The organism is Hymenobacter jejuensis (assembly GCF_006337165.1).
Classification (GTDB): Bacteria; Bacteroidota; Bacteroidia; order Cytophagales; family Hymenobacteraceae; genus Hymenobacter; species Hymenobacter jejuensis.
This window is the reverse complement of the sequence record NZ_CP040896.1, coordinates 152,579-176,991: the sequence shown is the minus strand read 5'-3', so window position 1 is coordinate 176,991 and position 24,413 is coordinate 152,579. Positions and strand designations below refer to the sequence as shown.

At 55.6% G+C, this 24,413-nt stretch carries 17 protein-coding genes; 11 read left to right on the top strand and 6 right to left on the bottom strand.

Annotated elements, in window-relative coordinates:
* Window positions 1-262: 262 nt before the first annotated feature.
* Both FHG12_RS00645 and FHG12_RS00640 read right to left on the bottom strand, forming a co-directional pair.
* The gene (locus FHG12_RS00645) at window positions 263-1,351 is read right to left on the bottom strand and encodes a Smr/MutS family protein (protein WP_139513595.1); all 1,089 of its coding nucleotides are present in this window, start codon (window positions 1,349-1,351) and stop codon (window positions 263-265) included.
* Between the two features lie 170 nt (window positions 1,352-1,521).
* The gene (locus FHG12_RS00640) at window positions 1,522-2,382 is read right to left on the bottom strand and encodes a YfiM family protein (RefSeq protein ID WP_230471238.1); all 861 of its coding nucleotides are present in this window, start codon (window positions 2,380-2,382) and stop codon (window positions 1,522-1,524) included.
* A gap of 308 nt (window positions 2,383-2,690) precedes the next feature.
* Here FHG12_RS00640 and FHG12_RS00635 point away from each other — a divergent pair, with 308 nt between their 5' ends.
* Window positions 2,691-5,555: an alpha-amylase family glycosyl hydrolase gene (locus FHG12_RS00635; RefSeq protein ID WP_230471237.1), complete on the top strand. Its 2,865-nt coding sequence runs from the start codon at window positions 2,691-2,693 to the stop codon at window positions 5,553-5,555.
* Between the two features lie 81 nt (window positions 5,556-5,636).
* Here the strand turns inward: FHG12_RS00635 and FHG12_RS00630 are convergent, their stop codons facing one another.
* The 4 genes from FHG12_RS00630 to FHG12_RS00615 all read right to left on the bottom strand — a co-directional run bounded on the left by FHG12_RS00630 (window position 5,637) and on the right by FHG12_RS00615 (window position 12,687).
* Window positions 5,637-6,488 (bottom strand): N-acetylglucosamine kinase, encoded by an 852-nt coding sequence (locus FHG12_RS00630; protein WP_139513593.1) that lies wholly within the window; start codon window positions 6,486-6,488, stop codon window positions 5,637-5,639.
* A gap of 377 nt (window positions 6,489-6,865) precedes the next feature.
* Window positions 6,866-7,927 (bottom strand): SusE domain-containing protein, encoded by a 1,062-nt coding sequence (locus FHG12_RS00625; RefSeq protein ID WP_139513591.1) that lies wholly within the window; start codon window positions 7,925-7,927, stop codon window positions 6,866-6,868.
* Window positions 7,928-8,018: 91 nt separating this feature from the next.
* A complete protein-coding gene (locus FHG12_RS00620) occupies window positions 8,019-9,626 on the bottom strand; it encodes a RagB/SusD family nutrient uptake outer membrane protein (RefSeq protein WP_139513589.1) in 1,608 nt (535 codons plus the stop codon).
* Between the two features lie 13 nt (window positions 9,627-9,639).
* Window positions 9,640-12,687, bottom strand: a complete 3,048-nt coding sequence (locus FHG12_RS00615) for a SusC/RagA family TonB-linked outer membrane protein (RefSeq protein WP_139513587.1) — start codon at window positions 12,685-12,687, stop codon at window positions 9,640-9,642.
* A 460-nt stretch (window positions 12,688-13,147) separates the two neighbouring features.
* Here FHG12_RS00615 and FHG12_RS00610 point away from each other — a divergent pair, with 460 nt between their 5' ends.
* The 10 genes from FHG12_RS00610 (at window position 13,148) to FHG12_RS00565 (ending at window position 24,371) form a co-directional block, all read left to right on the top strand.
* Window positions 13,148-14,575, top strand: a complete 1,428-nt coding sequence (locus FHG12_RS00610; protein ID WP_139513586.1) for an alpha/beta hydrolase-fold protein — start codon at window positions 13,148-13,150, stop codon at window positions 14,573-14,575.
* A gap of 415 nt (window positions 14,576-14,990) precedes the next feature.
* Complete coding sequence (locus FHG12_RS00605; RefSeq protein ID WP_139513584.1) at window positions 14,991-16,457, top strand: anthranilate synthase component I family protein; 1,467 nt, start codon at window positions 14,991-14,993, stop codon at window positions 16,455-16,457.
* Between the two features lie 13 nt (window positions 16,458-16,470).
* On the top strand, window positions 16,471-17,049 hold the full coding sequence (locus FHG12_RS00600) for an anthranilate synthase component II (RefSeq protein WP_139513582.1): 579 nt from the start codon (window positions 16,471-16,473) through the stop codon (window positions 17,047-17,049).
* A gap of 63 nt (window positions 17,050-17,112) precedes the next feature.
* Window positions 17,113-18,099 carry an anthranilate phosphoribosyltransferase gene (trpD, locus tag FHG12_RS00595; protein WP_139513580.1) on the top strand — a complete coding sequence of 329 codons (987 nt, stop codon included), beginning with the start codon at window positions 17,113-17,115 and terminating at the stop codon, window positions 18,097-18,099.
* 82 nt (window positions 18,100-18,181) lie between these two features.
* Window positions 18,182-19,009 carry an indole-3-glycerol phosphate synthase TrpC gene (gene trpC, locus FHG12_RS00590; RefSeq protein ID WP_139513578.1) on the top strand — a complete coding sequence of 276 codons (828 nt, stop codon included), beginning with the start codon at window positions 18,182-18,184 and terminating at the stop codon, window positions 19,007-19,009.
* Window positions 19,010-19,038: 29 nt separating this feature from the next.
* The gene (locus tag FHG12_RS00585; protein WP_139513576.1) at window positions 19,039-19,764 is read left to right on the top strand and encodes a phosphoribosylanthranilate isomerase; all 726 of its coding nucleotides are present in this window, start codon (window positions 19,039-19,041) and stop codon (window positions 19,762-19,764) included.
* Between the two features lie 82 nt (window positions 19,765-19,846).
* Complete coding sequence (gene trpB / locus FHG12_RS00580) at window positions 19,847-21,061, top strand: tryptophan synthase subunit beta (protein WP_139513574.1); 1,215 nt, start codon at window positions 19,847-19,849, stop codon at window positions 21,059-21,061.
* Window positions 21,062-21,844, top strand: coding sequence for a tryptophan synthase subunit alpha (gene trpA / locus FHG12_RS00575; protein WP_139513572.1), 783 nt, complete (start codon window positions 21,062-21,064; stop codon window positions 21,842-21,844).
* 90 nt (window positions 21,845-21,934) lie between these two features.
* A complete protein-coding gene (aroF, locus tag FHG12_RS00570) occupies window positions 21,935-22,948 on the top strand; it encodes a 3-deoxy-7-phosphoheptulonate synthase (protein ID WP_139513570.1) in 1,014 nt (337 codons plus the stop codon).
* Window positions 22,949-23,075: 127 nt separating this feature from the next.
* Window positions 23,076-24,371 (top strand): helix-turn-helix domain-containing protein, encoded by a 1,296-nt coding sequence (locus tag FHG12_RS00565; protein ID WP_139513568.1) that lies wholly within the window; start codon window positions 23,076-23,078, stop codon window positions 24,369-24,371.
* Window positions 24,372-24,413: the final 42 nt, after the last annotated feature.

Here is a 24,413-nt window from a genome sequence, read left to right as displayed (position 1 = left end):
AAGTTCATAAGGCCCAAAACAGTATAAAATAATTTCATTAGTACAAAAAAGTCTGTCCATGGGAGTGCAGCGAGTAAAAGTTACCCGCAAATGAATTTATCGATCACTGCTGCGTGACGGTTTTTTCATGTTCTTCAGGAAAGCAGAAAAGAGGGAATGGCAGGCAAAAGAGGAAACAATCGCTGCGGGCCAACTGAAAATCAGACCAAACAAAAAGGTGGGCAAGCTGCAAAGCTTGCCCACCTTTTTCATCAAACGCGCTTTACTTCAGGCGAACGAGCGTGGCGCCGTAGCCGAATTTTTCCTTGCGGGCATCCTCAAAAAACTTGATGTCGCGGTTGCGGCTCAGCTGCTTGTGGATCTCTTTGCGCAGCGTGCCGTTGCCGGTACCGTGGATAAAGACGATCTCGTGCATGTTGGTGGCCAAGGCGCGGCTTAGCGCGTCCTCAAACGCATCGAGCTGGATTTTGAGCATGGCGGTATTGGTGAGTGCCGGCTCTTCGGAGGCCGCATCGGGGCGTAGGGCTTCGAGGTGCAGATCTACTTCGTGAGGCGGCGCCGTAATGGCTTTGGCAGGCTCGGGAGCCGGCGCGATGGCGGCGGGCTTGGCGGGCGCATTGCCGCTGAGCTGCTGCTGAAGCTGCGAGGCCAAGGCCTCTGGCGCAATGGCTACGGGCGCAGCTGGTTTCTCATCGAGTTGAAATAAATACGCATCGCGCTTCAAAACGGGAGCTTCCTGCCGGCTTTTGTAAAAAGTAGCGGCCCGAAACTGCGTGCGCTTGGTGATCAGCTCGTAGGCGGTGTGGCCATTGACCTGGTGGGGAAGCAACTGCACGACCACCGTGGGCCAGTGGTCGAAATCCTTGAGGTGCAGGTGCGCGAGCGGGCGGCTCACGGCTTTCGGGCCGAGCTTATCGGAGGCCAAGCCGCGGTATTGTTCCTGCTGATCCTCGCCGTAAGTGAACAGCACATCCGACTCGGTGTTGTTAATCAGTTGCAACGCCAGCAGCTCTGGCGACTGGTGCACGAGCGCCAAGTACAAACCTTTGGCGGCCGCTACCGGCGCAGGCCGTGGGGGCTCGGGCGTGGCGTTAGCTTCTTGTTTTTTCTGCGGGGCGGGTGCCGTTTTGGGGGCGCCCGAAGCAGCGGCTTTCTTTTCGGCCGCTACGGCGCTGGCACTTTGGCCGAAAGCTTTTTGCTCCTCGGCCGCTACCACAACCACTTCGCGGCGCATGACCGGAATGGTAAAATCATTATCGATGGCTACTTCTACCAGGTCGTTGTCGAGCAGGCGGGTGATGATGCCTTCCTCGCGGCCGGTGAGTAAGCGAACTCGGTCTCCTACGTTCATATAAATCGGGAAATTATGGGAGCTATGTTGGTAAAGGTAACGTCAACGGACTTGGAAACGTCGCAGGTGCATTTCTCCAGAAGGTCGGGGAAGCAGCAGGACCAGCGCCTCGGCACCCCGTCCCCAGAGTTCGTGACAGCCGCCGAATCAGTCGAAATCCGTGGCTCAGTTCAGTAATAAAGGCCACGCATGACGAAGCCACGGCGGGAATTGAACTCCAGAGCGGGAGCGGGCAGGTGGAAAATACTAGCTACGTAAAATACGCGCCGCAGGAGTTTGCTGCGGGTCGGGATGCGCATCAGATTGACGTCGAAAGTGAGGTAATACTGGCGGTAGGGGTGTAGGCCCAGCGCGGCGTTGGCGTCGCGGTCGTTGTATACCATTTGCTGCGCGCCGTAGCCCACAGCGGGCTGTAGCCACTTGGGCCAGCGGCTTTCCGGCGGGAGCCACGCCGCCAGATCGGCGCAGAGCCAGTAAGTCTGGCCGTTGTAGTCTTTGAGGTACTGCTCACCCAGGCTCCGCCCGAGCACGTTGGGGCGCAGCTTTGCATAGCGCGTGGTGTGAAACGAATACTTGGGCATTAGCCGAACCTCGTTCCAAGCCAGCTGCTGCCCGACCAAGGCCGCGGACCCTAAGAAATTGGCTGCCAAGTCGGTAGCCGATGCCCCGTATTGCGGGTCCCGGCCGTCGAGCAGTTCGATGGGGCTTTGCAGCAGAAACCCCACAAACCCACCGTACCACGTGGCTTGGCGGTCGGGGATGCCGGCCCAGCGCAGCATGTCCACCGCGCCCCGGCTTTCGTGGAAAGCTCCCCAGAAATGGCCCGCTTTATCGAGTTGTTTCCATTCTGGTAAGTCATTGAACCAGTGAAACTTAGCTTTTTCACCCGTATACCAGCCTTGCCCGAGCAGGTATAAGGTGCTGGTGTAGCTTACCGCCAACCCAGCGGCGAGGACGGGCAAGCGCCGGTTGAGCAGACGTAGCGTGTCGGCCGCTTGGGTTGGCCGGGGCTGCAAAGCCGTGTCGGGCAATGCTGCTGAGGCAGGCCCTGCCGCCCAATCGTGCGATGACGGTTGGGCCCAGCCAGTTATGGCCAGCAGAAAGGCAAGAAAAAAGGCTGCAAACCCACGCACTGATACAGATAGTCAAAAAGCCAAAAGTAACCTTGATCACCACCCAAAGAGGTGCCTCAGAAGGGCCGCAAAACTACAACAAAATGCACCCTTGCTTCGGGTAAGCTGAAGCTTACGGCGTATCTTTCGTACCTGGAAGGATGCAATTATTGTCGCATTCTGCCATTTGCTCGTTTCTACTTTTTCCCCACCACTTTTCCTTTTCTATGCAAACACTTCAACGCGCTTGGCGGCTGCTTGCCGTACTATTATTGATGGGTCCGGCTGCCTGGGCGCAAGTCGTTACTACTCAGCCGAGTCCATTCCGTGATACCGACCAGGTGACGATTACTTTCGACGCCACCAAAGGCAACGCCGGACTAGCGGCCTACGCCGGCGACGTGTACATCTGGACGGGCGTGATCACTAACCTAAGCGCCAACAACTCCGATTGGAAGCACGTGAAAGGCACGAGCTTCGGAGCGCCTATTGCTGAGGAAAAAATGACTCCGCTGGGCAATCACAAGTACAGCATCACCTTTACCCCGCGCTCGTACTACCCTGGCCTGGCTTCCTCTACCGAGAAAGTGCTGAAGCTGGCGATGGTATTTCGCGGTGCAGCGGGCACGCCCGAAGGCAAAGGCGACGGCAACAGCGATATTCTGGTGGATGTTGCTCAGGATCAGTTCAATCTGAGCTTCACGAGTCCGGCGGGTGCTGGGCCGTTCTACGTTACCCAGAATGCTTCGCTTACCGTAACCGGCACCGCTTCCACCGCTGCTGACCTAGCGCTGTTTCTGAACGGCACGCAGGTAGCACAGCAGGCCAATGCTACGTCCATCACTGCAAACGTTCCCATTACGCAGGCTGGCGCCAGCACGCTGCGCCTTACGGCTACTTCCGGCGCTACTACGGCTTCCACTGAGATTCAGGTACTTACCCGCCCCACAGTGGTCGAAGCCCCGTTGCCAGCGGGTGCCAAGAAAGACGGCATCACGTATCTGGCCGGCGGGACGTCGGCCATTCTGAGCTTGTCGGCGCCGAATAAGCAGTTTGTGTACGCCATCGGCGAATTCAACAATTGGCAGCAGTCGGATGCTTATTTCATGAAGCATACCGCCGAGCGCACGCCCGAAGGCGACCGCTGGTGGATACAGCTTGACAACCTCACGCCCGGTCAGGAATACGCCTACCAGTATCTGGTTGATGGTCAGCTACGTATCGCTGATCCGTACACCGAGAAAATCCTGAGCCCAACCGACGATCAGTACATCAATACGGCCACCTATACTGTCTATCCCAACCTGAAGGCGTACCCCACGGGTAAAACTACCGGCAACGTGTCGGTGCTGCAAACCAACCAGGCGGCCTACCAGTGGCAAGTGACGAACTTTCAGCGCCCAACGCGTAAAGACTTGGTTATCTATGAGTTGCTGATTCGTGATTTTGTAGCCCGTCACGATTACAAAACCCTGACCGACACGCTCAACTACATTCAGCGCCTGGGCATCAACGCCATCGAGCTGATGCCGATCAACGAGTTTGAAGGCAACGAAAGCTGGGGGTACAACCCGTCGTTCTTCTTCGCGCCCGACAAATACTACGGCACCAAAGACGACTTGAAACACTTCATCGACGAGTGTCACCGCCGCGGCATTGCCGTAATCCTGGATATGGTGCTGAATCACTCGTTTGGCCAGTCGCCGATGGTGCAGCTATATTTCGATGGCAGCAAGCCCACGGCCTCCAGTCCGTGGTTCAATGTCGATGCCAAGCACCCGTATAACGTGGGCTACGACTTCAATCACGAAAGTGCTTATACTAAGTACTTTACGAAACAAGTAATGTCGTTTTGGCTGCAGGAATACAAGATCGACGGCTATCGCTTCGACTTGGCCGGCGGCTTCTCGCAGCGGCAAACTACCGAAGCAACTTACGGCACATACGACCAGTCGCGTATTGATATCTGGAAGGATTATTACCAGCATTTGATGAGCGTGGATGCCAAATCCTACCCGATTCTGGAGCATTTTCCGGAGAACAGCGAGGGCAAAGTACTGGCTGATTACGGTTTTATGCTGTGGGGCAACCTGAACTACAACTACAACGAAGCCACCATGGGCTACGTGAGCACCTCCGATTTGAGCAGCGGCTATTACGGCCAGCGCGGCTGGGCCCAGCCCAACCTGATTACCTACATGGAGAGCCACGACGAAGAGCGCCTGACCTTCAAGAACATCACTTATGGTAACGCTACGGCGCCGCCTTACAACGTGAAAGACCCCAAAACTTCGCTGACCCGCGACGCGATGGCGGCAGCGTTCTTCTTCACGGTGCCCGGCCCAAAACTGGTGTGGCAGTTTGGCGAACTAGGCTATGATTTCACCATCAATCGCTGCACCGATGGCACGGTAAACAACGATTGCCGCTTGTCGAACAAACCCATCCGTTGGGACTATCAGCAGGACGCGAATCGCAAATACCTCTTCAACGTGTACCGCAGCCTGATTGAGTTGAAGAAAACGCAGCCCGTTTTTGAAAACCCCGTGACGTATACCCAGCAGCTGACCGGTGCCGCGAAGTCGATTCACCTGAGCGATGCCGATTTGAGCGTAACCATCATTGGCAACTTTGATGTAACGGCCACGGCCATCAATCCGGCTTTCCAGAGCACGGGTACGTGGTACGATTACCTCACCGACGGCACGCTCAACGTGACGGACGCCACGGCTCAGATCACGTTGCAACCGGGTGAGTTTCGGGTACTGACGTCCAAGAAAATCAACCGGGCGGCGGGCGTAACGCTGCCCAACAAGCGCAGCGCTGACGCCGCCTCCCTGCAACTGCTAGCCGTGCCAAACCCAGCGGGCAGTGCCGCTATTTTGCATTACGAACTCACCGCTGCGTCACCCGTGACTGTGACCGTACAAAACCTCCTCGGAGCGACCGTGCGCACTGTGCCTGTAACTCGCCAAGGCGCCGGCCAGCATGACCTGACGCTGCCCGTAAGCGAGTTGAGCAATGGTGTGTACCTAATTCGCCTGAACGCCGGCAACCGCCAGCAGACGACGCGTTTGATAGTGCAGCACTAAGCCGCACTACTTTTACGGCCACAAAAAAGGCGACTCACTTTCGTGAGTCGCCTTTTTTGTAAGCACTTATTAATTAGATTTTTATACTCCGCCTGCCGTTTCGTGGTAGGCTACTAAGTCGTCGATGGGGGAGCGGATGATCTTACCGACTTCCATGCCGTGGTTGTGGGCGACCTGCGCCAACGCATCGCGGAAGTTATAGCCGACCGAGCCGATGCAGTTGAAGGTATAAGTCTGGTAGTTAGGGTAATGCGCCACGATGTTCTGGAAGAAAGTCTCGAAGCCTTCGAGCACGATCTGGCGGCAGTAGCTGATGTTGTTGTTGTCGTAGGCAAACTTGGCGAAGCTGGCCAGGAAGCGATTGGGCAGCGGCTGGTTGTACAGCTTATCCAGGATTTCCTCGCGGTTGAGCTTGTAGGTTTCTTTGAAGATATCCTGCAAGCCATCGGGGAGAAGGTTGCGCAAATAATCGCGCAGCAGGCGTTTGCCAATAAACGAGCCACTGCCTTCGTCGCCTAGGAAATAGCCCAGCGAATCCACGTTCATGGTCACCTTTTTGCCGTCGTAGAGGCAGGAGTTAGTGCCTGTGCCCAAGATGGCGGCAAAGCCCGGCTGCGTGCCCAGCAGGGCATGCGCGGCGGCCAGCAAGTCGTGGTCGACATGGACTTCGGCCTGCGGAAAAATCTGGCGCATGGCCTTCGCAACTTCCTCCGCTTTAGCCGCCGACGAAACGCCAGCGCCGTAGTAAAACACTTCCTTTACCTGCTCACGCGGCAGCGTATCAGGGAGGTTTTTGTCCAGTGAAGCCGCAATGCCTTCCGTTGAGATGAAGTCTGGATTGTAGCCTTCGGTGTTGAAGTAAACGCGGTTTCCAGCATCATCCAACTGACACCAGTTGCTCTTGGTTGAGCCGCCATCGGCAATAAGAATCATATTTGATCGGAAAGGTATGAGAGATGGGATTTGAGGCAGGCGAGTTTCTCGGCGGGCCCGGAACAGGCAGTAAAGTTCGCAGTTAACCGTAACGAAACACGGAAAAGATTTTGTTACAAAAAAATGCCCTTTCGTTTCTCTGTGCTCACGCAAGAATGTACTAGCGTTTCCTACGTAGCCCCAGTGCCAACGGCTGAATTTAGTGTATTCCCTTTCTGAAGACAGTATTTATAGATTATATATGTAATAATTTGATTGTCAATTATTTATATAGATGCCATGCGATTTGAAGAAGCCAGCTTATTCTTAAGTAGAGCAATAAAAAAGGCTGCCATATGGCAGCCTTTTTTGCGATGGAGAATAAGCGAAAACAACGCTTATTTTTCGATAGAGTAGCTGTAGTTACCAGCGCCTTTGCTCAGATCCAGCGTAACGGTGTACGTGCCAGCAACGGCTACTTTGATGTTTTTGCCGCCGTTATCGGGCTGGCCATCAGGTTCGTTGTCGCCGAGGTTGATGTCCCAGGCGTTGTTGGCGCGGAACTTCAGCTCGTCGGCCTTCAGCGCCAGTGTTACTTTCCAAACCTGTTTGGTAGCGTCAAATGTCATAGGCGTTTCGTTGTCCCAGCCGCCTGGCGTTGCGGCGCCTATTACCGCCCACGTCGTTTTGGTAAACGTGTACTTCAGGGAGTTTAAATCGACATTCAGGCGATAATAGCCAGCCGCTGGCAATTTGAAGTTATCGCCTTTGGCTTTCAGGGTGCCAGTTTGGGTACCTGGCGTAGTAGCAGGGTCTACAACGGCCGCGCCAAAGTCGTTATCCCAGTTAGGAGCAGGCGTGATTTTGAACTCTGGGCTTGGGTCACTGAAATTGACGAAGCCTTCGTAGGTCTTGTCGTTGGCTACCGAAGCCAAGAAAGGAGCCTTGTCAGGAGCCCAGCCTTGGTAGTTGCCCGGTACGTACACAGAAGGGTACTGGATGAATACCAGGTACGGAGTGCCCGTAAAGGTTGTAACGGGAGAGATCATGGGGGCCACTGCGGCACCCACGCTAGCTGCTACCCGCACATCGGCGCTACCGGTAGCCCCGGGCGATACTTTCAGGCGCAACAGGATGCTGTTCAGCTCGGCTACGGTCAGGGAAACCGAAGTGGCGCTACCGGCATCTACTTCGATTGGCGAGGCGAATGTGCCGCCCTTCTTATCAAATTGCAGCGTGTACTTCACGGCTGCCTGGTAGCCGAAGGAAGCTGGGCTCCACGAATACGTAACGGCTTTGGTAGAAGCACTGGTTTGTACTAACGGAGCCGTAGCGGCAGATGCCGTAAGCGACAGGTTGCCATCGGGCTTCAATACGGCCCGGTCTTCGTCCTTATCGCAGGAGGCTAAGAATAACGTGGCAACAAGGCCAAGCCCCGCCAGTTTAGTAAAATTTTTCATGGTCTGCTGATGTGAGTGGGGGTGAGAATGGATTGCTCTGGGCAAACCGGGAACCAGCCGTAACTGGTTCCCGGCTACACGTCAGTTAAGCTTAGTACCCAGGGTTTTGCACCAGATTCGAATTCACGCTCAAATCAGCTGCGGGAATCGGAAACAGGTTGCGGGTGTCCGGAACGGCTACACCGGCTGCCACTCCACCTTTCCACGGCCAGAGGTAGGCCGCAGTGGTAAAGCGGCCGTAGCGGATAAGGTCGGTGCGACGGGTAGCTTCCCAGAACATCTCGCGTGAGCGCTCATTCAGCAAGAAATCCAGCGTGAGATCGGAAGCCGTGATATTGCCAGCGGCGGTGTTTTTGAAGGCACGCGTCCGGACGAGATTTACGTAGTTCAGGGCCAACGTACGGTCGCCGCTGCCGCGCAATGCTGCTTCGGCGTACATCAGGTACACGTCAGCCAAGCGGAAGATGGGGAAGTCCGTGTCTACAAACGTAGGGTCGGTGCCAGCGACGCCGGTCGAGCTCACGTTTTTGAATTTCACCGGCACGTAGCCGTATTTGAAATCCGTCTGCGAAACGATATCGCGGCTCTGGCCGCCAGTTACAAACTTGCCGCGGGTATCCGCTGCCGTATCTGCAAACTGCTCGTAGAGCTTGGTAGTGGTGCGAATACCGCCCCAGCCACCACCGATGCCGTAGCGAGCCGGGTTCCAGTTGGCATCAGCTGTGCCCGACACCGCTGCGTGCGTCAGGAAGGTGGTGCCACCGTACGTCTGGGTGCGCTTGCCGTCGTAGGCAATGGCGAAGATGATTTCCTTATTAGTATAGTTGTCGGTCCGGAACAGGTTGCCATACTTCGGCGACAGCGAGTAAGCGCCACTGTCAATTACCTTCTTGGCATACGTGGAGCAGTCGGCGTAGCGAGCCGTGCCGGTGTATACTTCAGCGTTCAGGTAAAGGCGAGCGAGCAAGGCCCAGGCAGCAGCTTTGTCGGCGCGGCCATAGAGGTTTTGGCCAGGTGCTACCAAGTCGGCGTCAATAGCCTTCAGCTCCGATTCGATGTAGGCGAAAAGATCGGCACGCTTGATTTGCTTCGGAGGCGTAATGCCACCAATCTGGTCAGTTTCCGTGGAGAAAGGCACGTTGCCGTACAAATCCAGGGCATGGTAGTAAGCCAGCGCACGCAGGAAGCGTACCTCAGCCCGGAAGGCCTTCACAGTAGCTGCGTCGGCACCCGAGATGCCGCGGTCGCTCAGTTTAGAGTCAGTAGCTTCGGCCAGGAAGCCGTTGCACAGGGTTACTTCGTACAGAATGCGGCTGTAGAGGCCCCGAACCAATACGCCGCTCGACGTCCAGTTCATGTTGTGCCAGTCCTGCACGCCGGGGTCACCCCAAGCAATTACGGCTTCGTCGGTAGTCAATTCCTGAGCGCTCCAAAGCTGACGAATGTAATCCGAGGTGCCTTGATCAATGCCCTGAATATCACCTGTAGTAGCATCAGGTCCTTGGCCGCCGGTAATTGCAAATCCGCTGTACACTTTAGCTGCAACTGCCTGATAACCAGCTAGATCCTTGTAGATAGTGGCGGTGCTCAGATCGTAGGTAGGAGTACGATCCAAGTCTTTGGTGCACGAGGGTGCTACGACCAGCGCCGAAGAGGCGAGGGCTAACACCGAGACGTGACGGAGAAGTATCTTGTTCATATAAATAGTGATGCTAGAGGCTCAGGTTCAAGCCGAAAGTGAAGGTGCGCGGCCGTGGATAGATGTTGTTGTCGATCCCGTTGAAGATCTCCGGATCCAAGCCAGTGTATTTCGTGATCAGAAATGCGTTCTGAACGGCAGCAGTCAAGCGCAGGGTGCCTTTGTCGTTAAAGACCTTGCCCACATTGTATCCCAGCGTTACGTTTTCCATACGCAGGAAAGAACCGTTCTGGATGTAGTAGTCAGAAGAGTAACGCGCCTGGGTTGTGTTGGTAAACTGAGTGTGATTGGCGTCACGCGTCACGTTGGACAGGAAGTTGCTGGAACCCAGAATGCCCTGATAATTACCGTTTTGCGAGTTTACGTTGTTGTAAACGTAGTTGTCGAGGTTGCTGCGCAGCGTGAAAGCGAGGCTCAAGCGGTCGTAGCTGGCGTTGGAGCTGAAGCCCAGGATCACCTTCGGAGCAGACTGCTTGTAGAGGTAGCGGTCGTTGGTGTTGATTACGCCGTCGCCATTCAGGTCAGCATACACATCCTGCAAAGGCTTGCCGTTGGTGTCGTACACTTGCTTGTAGACATAGAACGACGACGAAGGAGCGCCTACGCTGTAAATGCCAATGGTCGTGCCGGTACCACCCGATACCGAGCCGCCGCTGTTGGTTTCGATGCCTTTGAAGCCGGGTACCTGCGGTCCGAGCGAAAGGATCTTGTTCACGTTGTACGTGGCGTTGGCGTTGATGCTCCAGTTCCAATGCTCGCCCTGAACCGGGATAGCGTTGAGGTTAAACTCGACACCTTTGTTTTCGAGCGAGCCCACGTTAGAAACCAGCTGGTTGGTGAAGTTGGTTTCCAACGGAATTGGAATAACTGCCAACAGGTCTTTGGTCTTGCGATAGTATACGTCAACCGAGCCATTCAAGCGACCGTCCAAGAAGCCATAATCCAAGCCAGCGTTGTAAGTAGTCGTTTGCTCCCACTTCAGGTTGCTGTTGAAGCCCTGAGGCGAGTAAGGAGTGTAATAGGTGAACGTACCGGTTTTGGGGTCGTAGAAACCGTACTGCGAAACCGGCGTGTTCAGCGTGTAGCGCTGGATGTAGGGGTAATCGCTGCCGGCAGCGGCCACTACGTCTTGCTGGCCCGTGATGCCGTAGCCTACGCGCAGCTTCAGGTCAGAGAAAGTAGTATTGTCTTTCAGGAAAGACTCTTCTTTGATGCGCCAGGCAAGCGAAGCAGCTGGGAATAGCGCATTGCGGTTGCTGGAAGGGAAGCGCGAAGAAGCGTCGTTACGCAACGTGCCCGTGAATACGTAGCGGTCGTTGATTGTTACGTTGGCCCGGCCGTAGAACGACAGGATCGTGTACTGCGTGCGGAAAGGGTTGGTCGCTGCGGCCTTAAATACTGCGCCATCGGCCAAGTAAGTGGCATAAGCAGGGGCTTTGGTAACGAAGTCCTGATACGAATAACCAGCCAACAGTTCCACGCGGTTGTTGCCGCCGAACTGCTTGGTGTAGTTCAGGTAAGTTTCCAGCAATTTGTTGTTGCGGTCCTGCGAATACTGGTTGAACGAGCCACCACGCGAGGTAGTGTTTTTGGGGTCAAGCGGCACGTTGAAGTACGTGCTGGCTGCATTGGGATCGACAAACTTGCTGCCGTTGCCGCGGGTAATGTCATAACCCAAGTTGAGGTTGGCGTGCAAATCAGGCAGGAAGTGCAGGCTGTAATCCAACTGGATGTTGCCGATGCTACGCTTTACCGAGCTGCGGTCGCGGGTCAGGTTGAGCTGCGCTAGCGGGTTGCGGGGTACGTTTTGTTGGGGCGCGCCACCAGCGTTCTGCAGATACTCAAAGTAGCCACCCAAACCTTCGTTGCCGCTACGCACGGGCTGCGTTGGGTCGAAAGCGATAGCTGAGCCAACGGCTCCGTTATCAGCAAAGTTGTTGTCGATCCACGAGCCTTTCACGTTCATGTTCACGCGCAGGTGGTTGTCGAGCAACACCGGGTTCAGGCTCAGCGAACCAGTGTTACGAATGAGGCGGTTGGTGATCAGGATGCCTTGCTGCTCCAGGTTGCCATACGAAGCGCGGAAGGGCAGTTTGCCAACCGCGCCAGTCAGGCTGATGGTGTTGTCATAGGTCATGGCCGAACGGAAAATTTCGTCCTGCCAGTTGGTTTTGCTAGAGCCCAGCAGTTTCACCTGATTAGGTGCTACCTGCTCTACCGTCGAGCGGAACTGGTCGGCCGATAGTACCGGCACCGAGTTGTAACGACGTGATAGTGACGTTTGTGAGTTTACGTTAACCGTCAGCTTTTCGCCCGAGACACCTTTCTTGGTAGTGATCAGGATAACGCCGTTCGAAGCCCGCGAACCATAGATAGCCGTAGCCGAAGCGTCTTTCAACACCGTGTAAGTGTCGATGTCGTTGGGGTTGATAAGGCTCAGCGCGTTGGCAGCACCTGACACGCTGGTGTTATCAACTGGCACACCGTCGATTACGATGAGCGGGTCGTTGCTGGCGTTCAGCGAAGAGCCACCCCGGATACGGATGGTAGAAGCTGCGCCTGGGGCACCGCCGCCGGTCGTAATCTGCACGCCCGCCGCTTTGCCCTGAATCAACTGCTCGGGGTTGGTTACCTGGCCCTGTACAAAGTCCTTGGAGGAAACTGTTGTAAGCGAGCCAGTTACGTCCTGGCGCCGCTGCGTGCCGTAGCCTACTACTACTGCTTCATTCAGCAGAGTCGTGTTTTCGGCCAACGCGATGGCAACAGTGGCATTTTGACCGGCTACTACCGTTACCGGCTGGCGTTTGGTAGTGTAACCCACAAACGATACCGCTAACGTTTGCGGTCCGGCCGGAACATTTTGGATTGAGAAGGTGCCATCAGAATTTGTGGAGTTGCCGATGGTCGTGCCTTCAACTAGCACAGTTACGCCGGGCAAACCCTGGTTCTTCTCGTCCACGACCCGGCCACTGACCGTGCCGGTTTGGGCGAAAGCACTAGCGACGCCAGTGCATAGGAACAGTAGCAGAAACAATAGTTTCGCTAAGTAGGGGTGTTTCATTGAAAAAAAATTTGGTGGGGGTTAGGGGATGAACCGGCTAGGCCGGGCAAAAAGTGAAAAAGAGCTAAAGCAGCAGGCAAGGATTAAGGCCGGCGGGCATAACCTCACTACTTCCGCGACAACTCAGCGTCACCTACTCGTAAATAAACTTCGCAAGTTAAAGTTTTCGGACCACAAAAGTAGCGGGCACTAGGCAGGTACTTTACCAAGAAATTGAGGTAAGAAGTTTTTTCTAGAAACCGGCTTTCGGCGCCAAAAATCACTAGGCTGAATGAAGCAACTTGGGGCAAAGGTAAGGGTGTGGCACCACTTGGTTGTATTAAAATAAGCATTACTAGGCTTATTTTATTTTTAGAGAAAGCGCCGGTTATTGCCGGCTGGGATGGGTTCAGAAATCAATTTTAGAGTACAAAACCAACAACTCAGTCTGGACTATATAGATTGAGTAAATGCCAAGCCAATGATTATCAAAGCTTTGTGTAAAATCCTGAATTCGTGTGGCCTTGTTGGATTGGTGGTGCTTCTGCAAGGCGTGGCTGTGGTGGCCCTAGGTCAGACTACCCTAAAGGTCACGGCGGTGCCGGCCAATACGCCCGCTACGGCAAAGATTTATGTGGCTGGCTCCTTTAATAATTGGAACCCAGCGGCTTCGGCGCTCACCAAAAATGCCGACGGGAGTTATCAGATCACTCTGCCCGCTGGCTCTGGCACTGCCGAATACAAGTTTACGCGCGGCTCGTGGGAGTCGGTGGAAGTGGAGGCTGACGGCAAAGACGTCGCCAATCGGCGCTTTAGCTACGGCAGCAACGCCATTATACCTCAGCAGATCGCGAATTGGGCCGACATGGCAGGCCGCAAACCACCCAAGCAACACACGGCCACCGCCAATGTTGCGGTGGTAGCCGACAGCTTCCGCATGCCGCAACTCAACCGCACGCGCCGCATCTGGATCTATCTGCCCAACGATTACGCGGCCGGAACGCGCCGTTATCCGGTGCTGTATGTGCACGACGGGCAGAACGTATTCGACGATTTTACCTCGTTTAGCGGCGAATGGGGGATTGACGAAACGCTGCGGCAGTTGCAGCAAACCGGTCAGGACCAAGGCACTATCGTGGTGGCCGTGGATAACGGTGGGAGCTCCCGCCTCGATGAGCTCTCGCCGTGGCGTAACCCGCAGTACGGGGGCGGCGAGGGCGATCGATACGTCGATTTTATGGCCCATACCCTGAAACCGTACATCGATGCGCACTACCGTACGCTGTCGGGGCGGGAGTTTACGGGCATTGCCGGTTCGTCCATGGGCGGGCTAATATCTCTGTATGCCGCCCTGAAATACCCCGCAGTTTATAGCAAAGTGGGTATCTTCTCTCCAGCCTTTTGGTTTGCGAAAGATTCTCTGTTTCAATTTGTTGCCAGCACGAAGCCTGCACAGACGACCTCTTTTTATTTTGTGGCCGCCACGCCCGAAAGCGAAACAATGGTGCCGCTGATGGCTGCCCTGCGCGATTCGTTGCAGAAGCGGGGTTTCCCGGCCGCCAACATGACCTACCGGGCTACCCCCGACGGCCAGCACGCCGAATGGTTTTGGAAGCGCGAATTTCCCGCTGCTTATCAATGGTTGTACGCGCCGACCGCTGCCGGCCACCCGTCGGTTTTGGCGTTCAGCGCCTACGCAGGCAGTAATAACGATCAGTTAGTTATGCAGTTGCCCGAATCCGTGCGCACAGCCCGCCTAGAGCTTAAAGATGCGCAGGGGCGCACGGTGCTGAAAAAACGGGTGCACTCCAACGAAAGCATTGACCTCAGCAAGCTTGCCCAAGGAACGTATGCACTACGCATACGAGCCGGCAAGCTTACCGGGAATCAAGAATATATAAATTATTGATAATTAGCTACTTGTATGGGTATAGTATTATTCTTAACAACGAATGATCGAGGCCGCAACAGACTGGTAATGCATCGGTTTGTATTGAGCTGCTAAGCGTGAAATGGATCGAAAACGGAAAAATTTGAATCGGAAATGCGCTTACTTATTTGCGCGTCCCGCACCCGGCGTTATATTTGCGACAATAAAGCCCCATGCTTTATCCCCATTATGATCTCTCAACTGACTCTGCAAGCCTGGTGGTGGCCTCTCCGAAACTCCGGACGGGAAAGCCTGTGCGTGCGGTAAGGTCAGTACATAACCTTCGCATCGAACATCAAGGAAAGCCCGGCCAACCGCCGGGCTTTTTTTATTGCCCATTGCGTTCAAACTACACTCCATCTTCAGTCCTGCACGGTGGTAGCCGTGAGAAACGATGAAAGAATTTTCGCTCAAAACCCGCCACGTTCGCTTGCTTGCCGACACGGTTACGCCCGTGGGTCTGTACCTGCGTTTGCGCGATCGGTATTCCAACTGCCTGTTGTTGGAAAGCTCTGATTATCACGGCCAACAGAATGCTTTTTCTTACCTGGCCTTCGACCCGCTGGCGAGTTTTGAAGTGAGCCGGGGCGAGTTGCGCTTGAAACTACCCGACGATACGTTTGAAACCGAAACGCTGGCCGAGCCACGTTTGGCGCTGGAGCGGTTGCGCGAGTTTGCAGGCAGCTTCCGCACCGAAAAGCAGGAGTATGACTTCATCACCGGCGGCTTGTTTGGCTACATTGGCTACGAAGCGGTGCAGTATTTCGAGGATCTGACGCTGAACCAAGAGAAAGAAGCGGCCGGTCAGATTCCGGATATTATCTACGGCACGTACCGTTACGTCATCGCTATCAACCACTTCCGCAACGAGCTGTTTGTGTTTGAGCACACGCTGGAAAACGAGCCTGTCGACCATGACGGCCTGAAGCGATTGGTCAACCTGATCCGCAACCCTAGCCTACCGGAGTTTGGGTTTGCCACCGAAGGGGAGGAGACTACCAACCAAACCGACGAGGAGTTTCTGAAAGTATTGGCCGCTGGCCAGCAGCATTGCCGCCGCGGCGACGTGTTTCAGATCGTGTTGTCGCGCCGCTTTGCGCAAGGGTTTGTGGGCGACGAATTCAACGTGTACCGGGCGCTGCGCTCGATCAACCCGTCGCCGTACCTGTTTTACTTCGACTACGGCAACTTCAAAATCTTCGGCTCGTCGCCCGAAACGCAGCTGTTAATTAAAGGCCGCGAAGCCAGCTTGTTCCCGATTGCCGGCACGTTTCGCCGCACTGGCCACGATGTAGAAGACGCCGCATTGGCCCAAAAGCTCGCCGCCGACCCCAAGGAAAAAGCAGAGCACACCATGCTCGTGGACCTCGCCCGCAATGACCTCGCCCGCCACGGCGACCAAGTAAAGGTGAAGGTGTTTCAGGAAATCCAATATTACTCGCACGTCATTCACTTGGTGAGCCATGTAGCCGCCACGCTGGCCGCCAACGCCACGTCGCTGCAAGTGGTGGCCGATACCTTTCCGGCCGGCACGCTCTCCGGGGCTCCAAAGCACCGCGCCATGCAACTCATTGACGGACTGGAACCTACGGGTCGTGGCTATTACGGTGGCTGCCTGGGCTATTTGGGCTTCAACGGCGACTTCAACCACGCCATCATGATTCGCTCGTTTCTGAGTACGGGCAACCAGCTTTATTACCAGGCCGGCGCCGGCGTAGTGGCGGCGTCAGATATCAATTCGGAACTCAACGAAGTGCACCACAAACTGGCCGCCCTACGCAAAGCCTTGCACGAAGCCGAATCGGTGGGAGCAAAAATCACGACGGCGGATGTGGCTGCCGGCCAAGGCGCGAACCAATAACTGCTTAGAACCGATGAAAATTCTCGTTCTCGATAACTACGATTCCTTCACCTACAACCTCGTGCAGTTGCTGCGCGAGCTCGGATACGGCGACAATGTTGATGTGGTGCGCAACGACAAAATTGACCTCGATGCAGTGGAGCAGTACGATGCCATCATGCTGTCGCCTGGCCCCGGAGTGCCTTCCGAAGCGGGCCTGATGCCAGAAGTAATCCGTCGGTTTGCGCCCACCAAACGCATTTTGGGCGTGTGTCTTGGTCACCAGGGAATTGCCGAAAGCTTTGGGGCTCAGTTGTATAACCTGCCGGCCGTGCTGCACGGCATCGCCACCGACGCCGATATCATTACCAGCGAAGACCGGCTTTTTCAGGGCTTGCCGCAGCAATTTCGGGTCGGCCGCTATCATTCGTGGGTGGTTTCGCCGGATACATTTCCGGAGGAGCTTGAAATCACGGCTCGCGACGCCAACGGTCAAGTGCTGGCCCTGCGTCACCGCCAATACGACGTGCGCGGTGTGCAATTTCACCCCGAATCCATCCTCACCGAACACGGCCACCAGATGCTGAAAAACTGGCTGGAAGGAGAAGATTAATTGCAGAAGCGCGCCTTCTGTTGCTCTCTTTTTTGATTTAGTAACCATCAGTAGATCAATACTTTGAAAACGATCCTCACCACGCTTTTTGACCAGCAAACCCTGACCCGCGACGAAGCGCGCGAGGCTATGTTGCAGTTGGGCCAGGGGGCGGCCAATGCGGCAGAAACGGCGGCTTTTCTGGCTGTGTATCGGATGCGCCCGATTACGGTATCGGAGCTGGCGGGCTTCCGCGATGCGTTGCTGGATTTGTCGCGCGACCCGCAGCTGGGCACCCACGAAGTGCTCGACATCGTCGGGACGGGTGGCGACGGCAAGGACACGTTCAACATCTCGACGCTGGCCTGCTTTGTGGCAGCTGGGGCGGGCTATAAAGTGGCCAAGCACGGCAACATCGGCGTCTCGTCAATTTGCGGCTCGTCGAATATCCTGGCGCATTTCGGCTACGATTTCGAAGCCTCCTCTGATACGTTGCGCCACCAGCTCGACCGTGCCAACATCTGCTTTCTGCACGCGCCGGCTTTTCATCCGGCCATGCGCCATGCCGGGCCAATCCGGCGGGAATTGGGCGTGCGGACGTTCTTCAACATTCTGGGTCCGCTGGTGAATCCGGCGCGGCCAGCCGCCCAACTAGCCGGCGTGTTTAGCTTGGAGCTGCTGCGGCTCTATCAGTATTTGTTTCAGCAAACAGCTACGCGCTACGCCGTAGTGCATGCCTTAGACGGCTACGACGAACTCTCCCTGACCGGCGAGGCCAAAATTGGGTCGGCGGCCGGCGAGCGCTTGGTTACGGCCGAAACGCTGGGCTTGCCAGCCTATGCCCCCGAAGAATTGGCGGGCGGCAATACCGTAGCCGAATCGGCCGATTTGTTTTTGGGCGTGCTGGAAGGCCGGGCCACGCCGGCCCAGCGCGACGTTGTCACGGCCAATGCCGCCCTTGGGCTACAATGCATCAATCCTGATTTCTCATTTGCCGAAGCTTTGGACGCGGCCCGCGAGTCGCTGGACTCCGGCAAGGCCCGCGAAGCGTTTCGTTTGTTGCTTGCCTAAGCACCATCTTCTGCGTTAGGGTGTTCAGGCCCTGACTTTTCCCTTGCTCGTTCTTAACCCGCGGCCTACCCGCACCCCGTATATGAGTTCATCTTCCGCCACCATTCTCGACCAGATTATCGCGCACAAACGCCGCGAAGTGGCTGAGCGACAAAGCTTAGTGCCCGTTAAACTGCTCGAACGCAGCCTGTACTTCGAAAACCAACCGCTGTCGCTGCGTAAGTACCTGCTGCGCGACGATTTGAGCGGCATCATCGCCGAGTTTAAGCGCAAATCGCCGTCGAAGGGTTGGATCAATCCGCACGCGCCGGTGGAGCGCACCACGCTGGGCTATATGCAAGCCGGTGCTTCCGCGTTATCGGTGCTGACGGATACTGAGTTTTTCGGTGGCAAAAACGAAGACCTTACCATCGCGCGGCGCTACAATTTTTGCCCCATTCTGCGCAAGGATTTCGTAGTGGATGCCTACCAGATTCTGGAAGCCAAAAGCATCGGGGCCGATGCCGTGTTGCTCATTGCCGCTGTGCTCACCGCCGATGAAGTGCTGAGCCTCGGCCGCTTCGCCCGCGAATTAGGTTTGGAAGTGCTCTTGGAAGTGCATGATAGTGAGGAACTTGATCGTACGCTGCACGCCGATGCCGTGAACCTAGTCGGCGTAAATAACCGCAACCTCCACGACTTCAGCGTCAGCCTCGACACCTCGATGGAGCTTGCCCAACGCATTCCTGCAGAGTTTGTGAAGGTCTCGGAGAGCGGGCTGACTTCGGCAGCCGCTATCGAGCAGTTGCGGGGCGCGGGCTACCGCGGTTTCCTGATCGGGGAAGCCTTCATGCGCCACAGCCGGCCCGAAAAAGCGTGCAGCACGTTGGTGCAGGAACTGCGCGCCACCGAACCCGTAACCGTATTGTAGCAAGCTCATTTCCACGTTCAGCAACCGCCATGTCCGATCTCCTCTCACCGCCAACGAAGTACGACGCGCCCGCTAGCGCGAATCACAGGCTGCGCGTGAAAGTGTGCGGGATGAAGTTTGCCGAAAACATCGACGCAGTCGCTGCCTTGGCTCCGGATTTTATGGGCTTCATCTTTTCCCCCAACTCATCTCGCTTCGCGGCCGACGAGCTGAACTCCGAAATGATGCGCGAACTGCCTGATAGTCTGCGCAAAGTAGGCGTGTTTGTCGATCAGCCTTCCGACTACATCCGGCAGCAAGTGGCCCGCTTTGCCCTCGACCTCGTGCAACTGCACGGCGCAGAAATGCCCGCCCAATGCGCCGAGCTGCGTCAGGCAAATGTACAAGTGATCAAAGCCTTCTCGATAGGCAATGTCTTTGATTTCAACGCGTTGCAGCCTTACGCGGCCCACTGCGATTACTTTCTTTTCGATACGAAAGGGCTGCAACCCGGCGGCAACGGCACTACGTTCGACTGGAACATCCTACGGCAGTATCCGCTGTCGGTGCCCTATTTTCTGGCTGGTGGCTTGGATCTGGAGCACGCCGAAACGCTGGCCTCACTCCGGTTGCCTGGCCTCTTTGCCATCGATCTGAACAGCCGCTTTGAGGTGGCGCCAGCCCAAAAGGACATCGGCCGACTGCACGCAATGTTGAGCCGACTCAGCCGCAGCGAGCCTCAAACCGCGGCTACCGAAAGGACTAGAGAATCTTAATTCATTGAGCTAATAACTGTCTGATAATCAATATCTTATGGTTTTGGCTTGCTTAGCATATTTAAACGAGTTTTCCCTGTTTATGTCCTACCAACCCAACGACCGCGGCTACTACGGCCAATTCGGAGGCGCTTTCATCCCGGAAATGCTTTATCCGAATGTGGAAGAGTTGCGCGAGCAGTACCTCACGATTATGGCCGACCCAGAGTTTCAGCGGGAGTTTCAGAGCCTGCTGCGCGATTATGTGGGCCGCCCGACGCCTTTGTTTTACGCCAAGCGCCTGTCGGAGAAATACAACACGAAGGTGTACTTGAAGCGCGAAGACCTGTGTCACACCGGCGCGCACAAGATCAACAACACCGTCGGGCAGATTTTGCTGGCGCGGCGCCTGGGCAAAAAGCGCATCATCGCCGAAACCGGCGCCGGTCAGCACGGCGTGGCCACGGCCACAGTGTGTGCGCTGATGGGCATGGAATGCATCGTGTATATGGGCAAAATTGACACTGAGCGCCAGCGTCCCAACGTGGAGCGGATGCGCTTGCTCGGCGCTGAGGTTCGGCCCGTTACCAGCGGTAGCCAAACACTGAAAGACGCTACTAATGAGGCCATTAGAGACTGGATTTCAAATCCGGTGGACACGCACTACATCATCGGCTCGGTAGTGGGTCCGCACCCGTACCCCGACTTGGTGGCGCGTTTGCAATCGGTGATCAGCGAGGAGATGCGCAAGCAATTGCTGGAAAAAACCGGCAGCGAACTGCCTAATTACGTGGTGGCTTGCGTGGGCGGTGGCTCCAATGCAGCGGGTGCGTTCTACCATTTCCTCGACGAGCCTTCTGTGCAACTCGTGGCGGTCGAAGCCGCCGGCCACGGCATCGATTCAGGTCACTCAGCCGCTACCTCGGTGCTGGGCAAGCCGGGCATTATTCACGGCTCGCGCACGCTGCTCATGCAAGATGAGCACGGCCAGATTACGGAGCCGTATTCGCTGTCGGCGGGCCTAGATTATCCGGGTGTAGGCCCGTTGCACGCGCATTTGGCCGTGTCGGGTCGGGCGCGCTTTATCAGCATCGACGACGAAGCAGCCCTGTACGCCGTGGCCGAGTTGAGCCGTTTGGAAGGCATTATTCCAGCCTTGGAAACGGCGCACGCGCTGGCCGCGCTGGCGCAGCTCGGCGCCGGCCCCGACGATGTAGTAGTCGTCAACCTATCGGGCCGTGGCGACAAGGATCTGGAAACCTATTTGAAATACGCCGAGAAGCTGAATTCTTACGCTTCCAATTCTGCCTCAAACTAAATGCAAAACCGTATCGCTCAGACATTTGCCAAAAAGCAAAATCGTCTGCTAAATATTTATTTCACAGCCGGTTATCCTACGCTCGATGCTACGGTGCCGCTGCTGGAAACGCTGGCCGCTTCGGGCGCCGACCTCATCGAAATCGGAATGCCGTTTTCAGACCCCTTGGCCGACGGTCCGGTGATCCAGCAAAGCAGTACTGTGGCCTTGCAAAACGGCATGAACCTATACGTGCTGTTCGAGCAGCTTAAGGATATCCGCCAGCGCGTGCCCGAAACGCCCATTCTGCTGATGGGCTATCTGAATCCCGTGCTCCAGTTCGGCATCGAAAAATTTTGTGAACAAGCCGCTGCTGCCGGCGCCGACGGCCTGATTCTGCCCGACATGCCGCTGGTAGAATACGAGGAAGAATACAAGGAGATTTTTCAGCGCTACGGCCTGCAGCCCGTGTTTCTGATCACGCCCCAAACGGCCCCGGAGCGCATCCGCCGCATGGATGCCCTGACCGATTCCTTTCTGTACTTGGTCTCTGGCCCCGGCACTACGGGCGGTGGCACCACGCAGGATAGCGGCACGCAGGAGGCTTATTTCAAGCGCGTTGCGGAGATGGGCTTGCGCAATCCGCGCCTTATTGGTTTCGGCATTGGTGACAAAAAGTCTTTCGATCGTGCCTGCGAATACGCCAATGGCGCCATTATCGGCTCGGCACTGATTCGCTCGCTGGAAGGCGCCACCGATGCGCCAGCGGCGGCCAAAGCTTTCGTTTCTTCCGTCCTGAACTAACCCGATTCCCTTTCATCTGGAGCTTTGGCAAAAGGATGAACCCAAGAGGTCGAACCGACAAGATCGCTTCGGCTACACAAGCTTCGCTTCATGATTATTCAACTCGAAAAGAACATTACCGAGGGTGCCAAGCAGGATATCATTTCCCGCATTAAAGCCCTGAAATACAAGGTCACGGAAGTAACCACGCAGCGGGCCAACTACCTTGTGAGCATTGGCAAAGGCGATTTCGACATCCGGACGGTGGGCCAGTTGCCGGGTATTCTGGACATTCATCGCGTTTCCGACGACTACAAACTCGTATCGCGTAAGTGGCGCGTGCGCCCAACCGTGCTCGACCTCGGCGACGGCGTTCGGATTGGGGAGGGAACGCTGAGTATCGTGGCCGGGCCGTGCAGTATCGAAAGCGAGGCCCAGATGGAGAAAATCATGCAGCACCTCGTCGACAACGACGTGCGCCTGATGCGCGGTGGCGTGTTTAAGCCGCGCTCGTCGCCGTATTCGTTCCGGGGTTTGGGGATGGAAGGCCTGAAGCAATTTCACCAAATGGCCCGCGCCCGCGGCATCAAAATCGTGACCGAAGTGATGCAGGTGTCGCAGGTGGAGGAGATGCACGACTACGTGGATGTGTTTCAAGTAGGCGCGCGCAACACGCAGAACTTCAACTTGTTAGACGCACTAGGCGGCGTCGACAAGCCGGTGTTGATCAAACGCGGCATTTCCGGCACCATTGAAGAGTTGCTTTCCTCGGCCGAATACGTGTTTTCGGGCGGCAACGAAAAGCTAATTCTCTGCGAGCGCGGTATCCGAACCTTCGAAACGGCCAGCCGCAACACCTTGGATTTGAACGCAATACCGATTCTGAAGGAGAAAACGCATCTACCCGTCATGGTCGACCCGTCGCACGGCATCGGCATTCGCGAATACGTAGCGCCGATGGCGTTAGCCGGGGTCATGGCCGGCGCCGATGGCATCTTGTACGAAGCCCACGAAAAGCCCGAAGAAGCCGCTTCCGACGGCCAGCAAACCCTGAATTTTGCCGAGTCGGAGCGCCTGATTCACAACTTACGCAAGGTGTATGCCTTGCGTAACGAGTTGGAATAAAGATGCTTACGCACAGATAGATCAAAGCCCTGCCGAGCTACACACGCTCGGCAGGGTTTTTTGTTTTAGAATATTGCCGGAGTTTAATGTTGAGTAGTTTCAGCGCAACTGCCTGATTGTCTAAGCTATGCTATTCGAGTTCAACGCCTACAGTTCGCTGTTGCTGCCCTTTTTCCTGCAGGGCATCGTGTTCGCAGCGTTGCTGGTAATTCGGGCGCGGCAAAACGATACGGCTTCGGACCGGTGGCTGGCGTTGTTGCTGTTGCTCAATACGTTACCCCTGATGCAGTGGATGCTGGGCTTTGCCAACTGGTACGATTCGCACGATGCCCACTCCACATTCATGTTCTACTTTCCCTTCAGCCATTGGCTGGCGTTGGGGCCGGTATTCTACTTCTACTTTCGGAGCCTAACCAACCGCGAATTTCGCTTTAGCCGCGCGCAACTCTGGCATTTCGCGCCGGAAGCTTTGTATTTAGCTTGGATTGTATTGGTTGGGTTGTATGATGTAGTATGGCAGCACGAAATCCAGGGCCAACCCTTTCTGAATCACTACGGTACGAAAGGCCGTTGGGCATGCATCAACGACGAAGTAAGCCCGTGGATAGAAGCCGGTGGCTACGTTTCGGTGGTGGTGTACGCGTGGCTTACGCTCCGTGAGTACCGCCAATACCGCCACTACATCAATAACTATTTCTCTGATACTGAGCGAATTAAATTTTCCTGGTTGCGCAACTTGCTCTATGCCGTGCTCTTGGGCTTAGGGATAGTTTTGCTGTTTAACTTCGTGAACCTGAGTGTGGTAAAGCTCACGTACGTCCAGTTTTGGTATTCCTTTTTGGCTACGGGCGTGCTGGTGTATTACCTGAGCATAGCTGGCTTATTGGCTAATTATCAACTCGTTGCGCCATTACGCTTTCAACCAGAAGCGGTAGCACATGGGCAATTTATAGGCTTGTCAGAAATACCTGATAATCAGATAGATGTGCAAGATGGCTTGTCCTTTCTAAAGAGTCAAACTGCAACGGTAACTACAGCAGAGCCACAGGTAAGTAAAGCGGACGTGACGGCCGAACCTGACTTACAGCGTTGGGCCGCAAAGCTTACGCGGCTCATGGAAACCGACCGCCCATATTTGGCTCCCGAGCTTACGCTCAGCACCTTGGCTGCGCAGTTGCGCACCAACACGTCGCTGCTGTCGCGCGTGATCAACTCCTGTTTTGGGCAAAACTTCAACGATTACGTCAACACTTACCGCGTTGCCGAAGCCGAGCGCAAGTTGCAGAACCCTAACTTTCGGCACTACACGTTGCTGGCCGTGGCACTGGAATCGGGCTTTAATTCAAAATCGACATTCAACCGCGTGTTCAAAAAACTGCGGGGTGCCACGCCAAGTGAGATTGCAGCGGGGCTCAATTCATAAGATGGGACGTCCCGCACTGTAATTCGGGGCGTTTGGAGTAAG

Excerpts from the sequence above, each read along its gene's own strand:
- FHG12_RS00635 (WP_230471237.1), top strand. The coding sequence starts at position 2,691 with ATGCAAACACTTCAACGCGCTTGGCGGCTGCTTGCCGTACTATTATTG.
- FHG12_RS00645 (WP_139513595.1), bottom strand. The coding sequence starts at position 1,351 with ATGAACGTAGGAGACCGAGTTCGCTTACTCACCGGCCGCGAGGAAGGC.
- FHG12_RS00615 (WP_139513587.1), bottom strand. The coding sequence starts at position 12,687 with ATGAAACACCCCTACTTAGCGAAACTATTGTTTCTGCTACTGTTCCTA.
- FHG12_RS00600 (WP_139513582.1), top strand. The coding sequence starts at position 16,471 with ATGAAAATTCTCGTTCTCGATAACTACGATTCCTTCACCTACAACCTC.
- FHG12_RS00625 (WP_139513591.1), bottom strand. The coding sequence starts at position 7,927 with ATGAAAAATTTTACTAAACTGGCGGGGCTTGGCCTTGTTGCCACGTTA.
- FHG12_RS00610 (WP_139513586.1), top strand. The coding sequence starts at position 13,148 with ATGATTATCAAAGCTTTGTGTAAAATCCTGAATTCGTGTGGCCTTGTT.
- FHG12_RS00620 (WP_139513589.1), bottom strand. The coding sequence starts at position 9,626 with ATGAACAAGATACTTCTCCGTCACGTCTCGGTGTTAGCCCTCGCCTCT.
- aroF (WP_139513570.1), top strand. The coding sequence starts at position 21,935 with ATGATTATTCAACTCGAAAAGAACATTACCGAGGGTGCCAAGCAGGAT.
- FHG12_RS00565 (WP_139513568.1), top strand. The coding sequence starts at position 23,076 with ATGCTATTCGAGTTCAACGCCTACAGTTCGCTGTTGCTGCCCTTTTTC.
- trpC (WP_139513578.1), top strand. The coding sequence starts at position 18,182 with ATGAGTTCATCTTCCGCCACCATTCTCGACCAGATTATCGCGCACAAA.
- FHG12_RS00585 (WP_139513576.1), top strand. The coding sequence starts at position 19,039 with ATGTCCGATCTCCTCTCACCGCCAACGAAGTACGACGCGCCCGCTAGC.
- trpA (WP_139513572.1), top strand. The coding sequence starts at position 21,062 with ATGCAAAACCGTATCGCTCAGACATTTGCCAAAAAGCAAAATCGTCTG.
- FHG12_RS00630 (WP_139513593.1), bottom strand. The coding sequence starts at position 6,488 with ATGATTCTTATTGCCGATGGCGGCTCAACCAAGAGCAACTGGTGTCAG.
- FHG12_RS00605 (WP_139513584.1), top strand. The coding sequence starts at position 14,991 with ATGAAAGAATTTTCGCTCAAAACCCGCCACGTTCGCTTGCTTGCCGAC.
- trpB (WP_139513574.1), top strand. The coding sequence starts at position 19,847 with ATGTCCTACCAACCCAACGACCGCGGCTACTACGGCCAATTCGGAGGC.